The organism is Polaribacter sp. (genome assembly GCF_965656025.1).
GTDB lineage: Bacteria > Bacteroidota > Bacteroidia > Flavobacteriales > Flavobacteriaceae > Polaribacter.
In genome coordinates this window covers 1-5342 of record NZ_CBFHJT010000081.1, presented here as the reverse complement: position 1 = coordinate 5342, position 5342 = coordinate 1, and the positions used below count along the sequence as shown (strand labels likewise).

The window sequence follows — 5342 nt, the reverse complement described above, 5'->3', positions numbered from 1 at the left end:
CGTATAATTTTTATAATTATACGCTTATTGTTTTTTTAAAGTTTAAACTTTAATTTCGTGGTTTATTTTAAAGATTAAACTTTTCAACACTCACATGTTTACACAATAAAATATGAAATATACAACCTTACCAAATACCAATATAAAAGTTAGTAAAATCTGTTTAGGAACCATGACTTGGGGAAAACAAAATACCCAAGAAGAGGCTTTTGAACAAATGGATTATGCATTAGAACAAGGTGTAAATTTTTTTGATACTGCAGAATTATATCCTGTACCAGCAACACCAGATACCTATGCTGATACTGAACGCATTATTGGAAATTGGTTTGCAAAAACAGGCAATAGAGACAAGATTGTTTTAGCAAGTAAAATTGCTGGTGGTGGAGATTATACCAAACATATTAGAACAGGCGGATTTAATAAAGAAAATCTTATAGAAGCCATAGAAAATAGTTTACAACGTTTACAAACAGATTATTTAGATCTGTATCAATTACATTGGCCAGATAGAGGTGTAAATTGTTTTGGCACAAGAGATTATCCTTATAAAACATCGTCTAAAGAAGCAGAAAAACATTTAGAAATTTTAGAAACGTTAAACAATTTTGTAAAAAACGGAACCATAAAAGCTATTGGGCTTTCTAACGAAACTCCTTGGGGAACCCTGCAATATTTGCAAACGGCAAAACAACATAATTTGCCAAGAATGGCTACTATTCAAAATTCGTACTCATTAATTCATAGAGCTTATGAATATGGAATGAGTGAAGTTTCTCTTAGAGAAAATGTTGGTTTATTAGCCTACTCTCCATTAGCACAAGGTGTTTTATCTGGTAAATATTTAGATGGTAACAAACCAGAAGGAGCAAGAGGAACTTTGTTTCCACGTTTTATAGCACGTTATATGGGTGATGGATCTTTAGAGGCTGTAAAAAGATATGAGGCAATTGCAAAAAAAGCAGGAATTTCATTATCAGAACTTTCGCTAGCATTTATTAACCAATTACCATTTGTAACCAGTAATATTATTGGAGCCACAAAAATGGAGCAATTAAAAGAAAATATTGGTAGTATCAATATCAATTTATCAGAAGAAACCTTAAAGGACATAGAAGAAGTGCATGCAGCAATACCAAATCCTGCACCATAATTGGTGGGTAGTTTGCTAGTAATGAATAATCAGTATAAAAAAGCCGAAGTAAATTTTTACTTCGGCTTTTTTATGTTTTACAAATCTCTGTAAAATCTATTTTTTAAGTTCTATAATATCTGCTTTAAAGCGACCATCTTCAATAGTTCCTGCAATTTTACCAGTTCTAACAACATTGCAAAAACCTTTGGTTTCATCATGCGCATCACCAAAATCATCAATATTAAAACCATCTACAAAATAAGCTTTGTCTAGCACTTTTACAGCCAAACTACAACCCTCTTCTCCTTCTAAATCAAACTGACATTGCCCACAAGCAATATCTGCCTCAGCAACTGCCACTTTCATTTTAGTTTTGCAAGAAGCAAAAACTAATAAACTTAAAATGATTAATTTTTTCATAATTAATTTTTAAATAATTTTCTAACTACTAACTACTAACTAAATACTGAGACTGAAAACTGCCTACTTTTTTGTCCAAGAATCACGCAAACCAACAGTTTTGTTAAACACTAACTTATCAGTAGTGGAATCATTATCTACATTAAAATACCCCAATCTTTGAAACTGAAAACGCTCTCCAACCTTTGCAGATTGCAAACTAGGTTCTACAAAAGCATTGATAATTTCTAAAGAATTCGGATTTAAAAATTCCATATAATCTTTGTCTTTATGAGCGTCTGGAGCTTCATCTAAAAACAATCTGTCATAAGCTCTCACTTCAGATTTAACAGCATGTTTTACAGAAACCCAATGTAAGGTACCTTTTACTTTACGCATACTTTCTGGTGTTCCACTTCCAGATTTTGTTAACGGATCATACGTACATTGTATTTCAATAATATTTCCGTCAGCATCTTTTGTGCAACTATTGGCAGTAATAAAATAGGCATTTTTTAAACGTACTTCTTTACCTAATTTTAATCGGAAGAATTTTTTATTAGCCTCTTCTCTAAAATCTTCTCTTTCGATATAAATCTCTCTAGAAAAAGGAACTTCTCTACTGCCAAAACCTTCTTCATAATCGTTGTAACTAGCGTCTAAGATTTCTTCTTTATCTTCAGGATAATTCGTAATAACCACTTTTACAGGGTCTAAAACAGCCATCACTCTAGGTGCATTTTTGTTTAAATCCTCACGAATTTTAAATTCTAAAAGCGCCACATCAATCACGTTTTCACGTTTAGAAACCCCAACAGTTTCTACAAAACTTCTAATAGATGCAGGTGTATAACCACGTCTTCGCAAACCAGAAATGGTTGGCATTCTTGGGTCATCCCAACCAGAAACAATGTTTTCTTCTACCAGTTTTAACAACTTACGCTTACTCATTATGGTATAACTCAAATTCAAACGAGAAAACTCACGTTGTTTTGGTGGATTTGGATATTCATTTTTGCTAAAATTATACACATGATTGCGAAACCAATTGTACAATTCTCTATGAGGCTTAAACTCTAAAGAACACAAAGAATGTGAGATTTGCTCAATATAATCACTCTCACCATGTGTCCAATCGTACATTGGGTAAATACACCAATCATCACCAGTTCTATGGTGCGATTTGTACATAATTCTGTACATCAAAGGATCACGCATCAACATATTTGGCGAACTCATATCAATCTTTGCACGCAAAGTATGCTCACCTTCTTTAAATTTTCCCTCTTTCATTCCTTGAAACAATTCCAAGTTTTCTGCAACAGATCTATCTCTAAAAGGGCTATTAGTACCAACTTCAGTAGGTGTTCCTTTCTGAATTCTCATTTCTTCCGATGTTTGAGAATCCACATACGCTTTACCATCTTTTATCAATAAAACTGCCCAGTCGTACAACTGCTGAAAATAATCAGACGAATAACGCTCTTCCGCCCAATTATAACCTAACCAAGTAATGTCACGCTTAATTGCATCTACATATTCTTGCTCTTCTTTGGCAGGATTTGTATCGTCAAAACGCAAATTCACAGGTGCGTCGTATTTTTGTCCTAAACCAAAACTAATACCAATTGCTTTGGTGTGCCCAATATGCAAATATCCATTAGGTTCTGGTGGAAAACGAAAACGTAAATTTTCTTTTGGCATTCCATTTGCCAAATCCTCTTCAATAATATGCTCTATAAAATTTAGCGATTTTTTATCTTCAGACATCGTTTTATTTGATAAAATTAAGAAACAAAATTACGTAAAATACTTCATTGCTATTAAGAGTTTTGTAACAAAATTGTAAATTTAGCAACTAATAAATAAACACAAATTATCATGAGCAATCAAATTAGAAACTATACCTGCCCAAAATGTAATAGTAAAAACTACAAGCTAGGTCAAATGCGAGCAACAGGTGGCACATTATCAAAAATTTTCGACATTCAAAATCAAAAATTTACAAGTGTCACCTGCCAACGTTGTACATATACAGAGTTTTACAAAACCAAAACAAGTGCTATAAGTAATGTATTCGACTTTTTCACTAACTAACAAAGAAATACGGTACTTATAGAAGTTTGGGCGTTTCCTTTCAGGTCGCGCTTTCCATTATATCTTTTTATTTCTAAAAAGAAATAAAAAGGATGCCATTTCAATCGCTAACGCAGGCATTTTTGCCAGTTAAAGTTTTCAGAAAACAACTTTACTAATTATTTAATATTGTATTTTTGTACCAATGAAAAAAGACGATGCAAAAAAACCAGACCTGGTTGTTTTTAATGAAGAAACAAAGCAGTATGATGCCGCTTTAAAACCTTATGGAACTTCTGCAAGCTCACCTGTAATTAAACCATTAAATACGGCAAGTTGGAAAAATGATGGAATACAGCGTGTAAACAAACAGCTAAAATCGAAATTTGACGAGGTTAAAAAAGAATACGAAGCTTTAATGAAAAAGTTTGAGTATAATGATTTAATTTATAATGCAAAATTCAGTTTCGAGCCTATTTTTGGAGAAAACTATCATTTATACAACAACAAAAACAAAGAACCTTTTTTATCTATCATTGCACCCGAACAATGTAGTTTTGAGTATTTAGGTACATTCAGACTAAATACAGATAAAATGTGGGAGAAAGTAGATAAATAATTACAAGATTTTAGAGGTTTAGATACTGAAATCAATTTTGTACAAAAACCTGTAAGGTTTAAAAATATTAAAATGGGAATCATAAAAGTAAATAACATCAAACTCTATGCATACCATGGTTGTTTAGATGAAGAAGCCAAAATAGGATCAGAATACAAAGTAGATGTTGCTGTAAAGGCAGATTTAAAAAAATCTGCAAAAACAGATGAATTAGCAGACACTGTAGATTATGTTCTTTTAAATCATATTGTAAAAGAAGAAATGGCAATTCGATCGAAGTTGTTAGAAGAAGTTGCACAACGCATTTTAAATCGTTTTTTTAAAGAAATTAGAATGCTTAGAAAAGCAACGGTTTCTGTGGCAAAAATTAATCCACCCATTGGTGGTAACGTAGAAGAAGTAGCTGTAATTCTTTCAAAAAAGAGATAAGCAAAATAAAATCTTGCAGAATTTATAATTTTACGTAAATTTGCAATCCAAATATAAAAGGTGTCTTGGCCGAGTGGCTAGGCAATGGTTTGCAAAACCATGTACAGCGGTTCGAATCCGCTAGACACCTCATTTTTTATAAATCCTTAACTTTAAAACAGTTAAGGATTTTACTTTTTATTTTTTACCCACGATTTTACCCACATTGTTTAAAAAATCTTTTTTAGATTTTTAGCAATTATTAATACATGAAATATAAACAAACATATTTGAAATTAAAATCAATTAAAAAAATCTAAAGCTAAGGCCAAAGTAAAATAAGTATAAATGGATTTTTTTAATGCTTTAAATTCTTTATTACAGTAAATGTTTATTAATTGATTCTAATTTTTAGGAATCACTTCATTTTAGTAGTTCTAATAATAATTGTTATAATTTTTTTAAATTACAATATATCTCTCAATCTCTTAGCTGCTTGTTCTGCGGTAATATCTCTTTGTGGTGTGCCAAACATTTCATAACCTACCATAAATTTCTTTACAGTTGCACTTCTTAATAGTGGCGGATAAAAACTCATATGAAAATGCCAATGACTATTATCTAAACTATTTGTGGGTGCTTGATGTATACCAGAAGAATAAGGAAAAGAACATTCAAATAAAGCATCGTACGTCTTTGTAAGCA

Annotated in this window: 7 protein-coding genes and 1 tRNA gene; 5 read left to right on the top strand and 3 right to left on the bottom strand. The window is 31.6% G+C overall.

Annotated elements, in window-relative coordinates; all coding sequences use genetic code 11:
• Positions 1-112: 112 nt before the first annotated feature.
• Complete coding sequence (locus ACTG3S_RS12825) at positions 113-1153, top strand: aldo/keto reductase (protein ID WP_439129740.1); 1041 nt, start codon at positions 113-115, stop codon at positions 1151-1153.
• Positions 1154-1249: 96 nt separating this feature from the next.
• Here ACTG3S_RS12825 and ACTG3S_RS12820 read toward each other — a convergent pair whose 3' ends face one another.
• Positions 1250-1555 (bottom strand): DUF6370 family protein, encoded by a 306-nt coding sequence (locus ACTG3S_RS12820; RefSeq protein WP_439129739.1) that lies wholly within the window; start codon positions 1553-1555, stop codon positions 1250-1252.
• 63 nt (positions 1556-1618) lie between these two features.
• Entirely contained in the window at positions 1619-3304 is a 1686-nt protein-coding gene (locus ACTG3S_RS12815; RefSeq protein ID WP_439129738.1) for a glutamine--tRNA ligase/YqeY domain fusion protein, read from the bottom strand.
• Between the two features lie 111 nt (positions 3305-3415).
• On the opposite strand from ACTG3S_RS12815, the gene ACTG3S_RS12810 reads away from it, so the two are divergent.
• From ACTG3S_RS12810 to ACTG3S_RS12795, 4 genes are all read left to right on the top strand, one after another.
• On the top strand, positions 3416-3631 hold the full coding sequence (locus tag ACTG3S_RS12810; RefSeq protein ID WP_439129737.1) for a zinc ribbon domain-containing protein: 216 nt from the start codon (positions 3416-3418) through the stop codon (positions 3629-3631).
• A 184-nt stretch (positions 3632-3815) separates the two neighbouring features.
• Positions 3816-4229, top strand: coding sequence for a DUF2452 domain-containing protein (locus ACTG3S_RS12805; RefSeq protein WP_439129736.1), 414 nt, complete (start codon positions 3816-3818; stop codon positions 4227-4229).
• A 72-nt stretch (positions 4230-4301) separates the two neighbouring features.
• Complete coding sequence (gene folB, locus ACTG3S_RS12800; protein ID WP_439129735.1) at positions 4302-4658, top strand: dihydroneopterin aldolase; 357 nt, start codon at positions 4302-4304, stop codon at positions 4656-4658.
• 59 nt (positions 4659-4717) lie between these two features.
• A tRNA-Cys gene (locus tag ACTG3S_RS12795) sits at positions 4718-4788 on the top strand.
• A gap of 315 nt (positions 4789-5103) precedes the next feature.
• Here ACTG3S_RS12795 and galT read toward each other — a convergent pair.
• Positions 5104-5342 (bottom strand): galactose-1-phosphate uridylyltransferase (gene galT, locus ACTG3S_RS12790; protein ID WP_439129734.1); only part of this gene is annotated, 239 nt, incomplete at its 5' end.

Coding starts and splice junctions, on each gene's coding strand:
- ACTG3S_RS12825 (WP_439129740.1), top strand. CDS start 113: ATGAAATATACAACCTTACCAAATACCAATATAAAAGTTAGTAAAATC.
- ACTG3S_RS12820 (WP_439129739.1), bottom strand. CDS start 1,555: ATGAAAAAATTAATCATTTTAAGTTTATTAGTTTTTGCTTCTTGCAAA.
- ACTG3S_RS12815 (WP_439129738.1), bottom strand. CDS start 3,304: ATGTCTGAAGATAAAAAATCGCTAAATTTTATAGAGCATATTATTGAA.
- ACTG3S_RS12810 (WP_439129737.1), top strand. CDS start 3,416: ATGAGCAATCAAATTAGAAACTATACCTGCCCAAAATGTAATAGTAAA.
- ACTG3S_RS12805 (WP_439129736.1), top strand. CDS start 3,816: ATGAAAAAAGACGATGCAAAAAAACCAGACCTGGTTGTTTTTAATGAA.
- folB (WP_439129735.1), top strand. CDS start 4,302: ATGGGAATCATAAAAGTAAATAACATCAAACTCTATGCATACCATGGT.